At 61.3% G+C, this 1,812-nt stretch carries 3 protein-coding genes; all 3 read left to right on the forward strand.

All coding sequences use genetic code 11. The features are described from left to right. Positions 1 to 143 precede the first annotated feature (143 nt). On the forward strand, positions 144 to 1,067 hold the full coding sequence (locus DFO50_RS18670) for a GTPase family protein (protein WP_112693015.1): 924 nt from the start codon (positions 144 to 146) through the stop codon (positions 1,065 to 1,067). A gap of 74 nt (positions 1,068 to 1,141) precedes the next feature. Beyond that, positions 1,142 to 1,588, forward strand: a complete 447-nt coding sequence (locus tag DFO50_RS18675) for a hypothetical protein (protein WP_112693016.1) — start codon at positions 1,142 to 1,144, stop codon at positions 1,586 to 1,588. Between the two features lie 39 nt (positions 1,589 to 1,627). Then, positions 1,628 to 1,812 (forward strand): hypothetical protein (locus tag DFO50_RS18680; RefSeq protein WP_199489904.1); only part of this gene is annotated, 185 nt, incomplete at its 3' end.

A 1,812-nucleotide genomic window follows, 5' to 3' on the forward strand; every position in this document is an offset into this window, starting at 1 on the left:
CCGCCTTCGGCAAGCTGGTGCTGCTTGTTCCGGTCTATCTGTGGAAGCGCGCGCAGTCACTGCGCCAGCGCCCGGCCTATTTCTGGACCTGGCTCAGCCTGTTCGGTCTCAGCCTGCTGATCACACGCTAACGGAGGGGTCCCATGTTCAACCAATGGCCCGCTCTGGGCGACGAAGAACCACCATCCAGCCCCAAGCCGGATACCTCGGTCGGGCTGTTTGATCAGCTCAGTCCCCATCTCACCGCCCTGACAGCCGAGCAACTGGAAGCCGTGCGAGCGCGTATCCGCCAGGTCGTGCAATACCAGGCGGTCGTCGGCGTGCTCGGCAAGACTGGCGCCGGCAAGTCTTCGCTGTGCAATGCGCTGTTCGGTCAGGAAACGGCCAGCGTCAGTGATGTTGAAGCCTGCACCCGCCATCCGCAGGAGATCACCCTCAGCTATCAGAACGGCAAGGGCCTGTCGCTGCTCGATGTCCCCGGCGTGGGCGAAAGCACCACCCGTGACGCCGACTACACCGAGCTGTATGCCAGCCTGATGAAAGAGCTCGATCTGATCCTGTGGGTGATCAAGGCTGACGACCGGGCGCTGAGTGTGGACGAGCAGGTTTATCGCGACATCGTGCAGCCCTACGCCGACCAGCACCAGGTGCCGGTGATCTTCGTCATCAACCAGGTCGACAAGATTGAGCCAAGCCGCGAATGGGACTGGCAGCGCAATCTGCCCGGTCCCCGTCAGGCCGCCAATATCGAGACCAAGCGCGCCAGCATCAGCCGGCAGTTGGGGGTTTCCCCCAGCCAGGTATGTCCCGTCTCCGCTGAAGCGGGCTACCAGTTGGTGGCGTTGATCGACACCGTCATCAGCGTGCTGCCGGCAGAGAAGCGCTGGAGCATTGCCCGCGAAGCGCGCGAGGAACACGTCTCAAAAAAGTCCCGCCAGGCGGCGGAACAAGGACTGTGGGACACCATCACCTCAGCACTAGTTGTCACTCTGGTACGGGAAACAGCAGCGAAGGTCGTTGAAAAACTCGCCCCGGTGTTCTCCCGTCTCATCCGTCACTTCTTCTGATAACGCCCAACGCCCGGACTGGCTTACGCCGGCTCGGGCTTTTTGCCTATTTAAAATGAAAGAAAGGTTCCACCATGAAGAAATATCTCCTCCTGCTCGCCGCCCTGACCGTCGCCGGCCAGGCTCAAGCCTTTGGCGAAAATGGTCGCTGGTCCAGTGGTTGGGGACAAGGTGTCAGTGAATACGTCGTGGTCAGCGGCAAAACCCAGCTGTACATCGCCTGCAGCAACTATGACGAACTGGCCAGCGTCACCCTGACCGTCAACGGCCGCGACTACGGCATGGATCCGAATCCGCCCTTCGACCTGATCGTCGACGGCAAGGTCCTAAGCGCGTTCTACGACACCTCATCGCACGTAGGCAGCAACAACTTCAATTACGGCTGGGCCGCGATCCGCAAGGCCAAGACTCTGCAAGTCCGTCCCCAGGGTGGCAAGCTGATCAACCTGCCAGTACAAGGCGCCAGCAAAGTACTGCCAGCCGCCGGCAGCAAGGGCTTCAGCTGCCGCACGGCCATGTAACGCCTCCCCATGGACAAGCACAGCCATGATGGAGAACCCATGATCGCCCCCACCGCCCTGCCCAATAGCGCCATCGCCGGCCGGCACAGCCGCAAGGACAAAACCGCCTACGGCCTGGCCGAAGCCGCATTTCAGCAATCCAGCCTGTCGGTCCTCGACAAGCTGGAAAACTTCCCACGCTTCTCGACCAAACGCGCGCTGGCGCGCTTTATGGCCAAGGAACA

Source organism: Microvirgula sp. AG722, assembly GCF_003269145.1.
Classification (GTDB): domain Bacteria; phylum Pseudomonadota; class Gammaproteobacteria; order Burkholderiales; family Aquaspirillaceae; genus Microvirgula; species Microvirgula aerodenitrificans.

Bases quoted from the DNA above. Each gene is read 5' to 3' on its own strand.
- DFO50_RS18670 (WP_112693015.1), top strand. From the start codon at position 144: ATGTTCAACCAATGGCCCGCTCTGGGCGACGAAGAACCACCATCCAGC.
- DFO50_RS18675 (WP_112693016.1), top strand. From the start codon at position 1,142: ATGAAGAAATATCTCCTCCTGCTCGCCGCCCTGACCGTCGCCGGCCAG.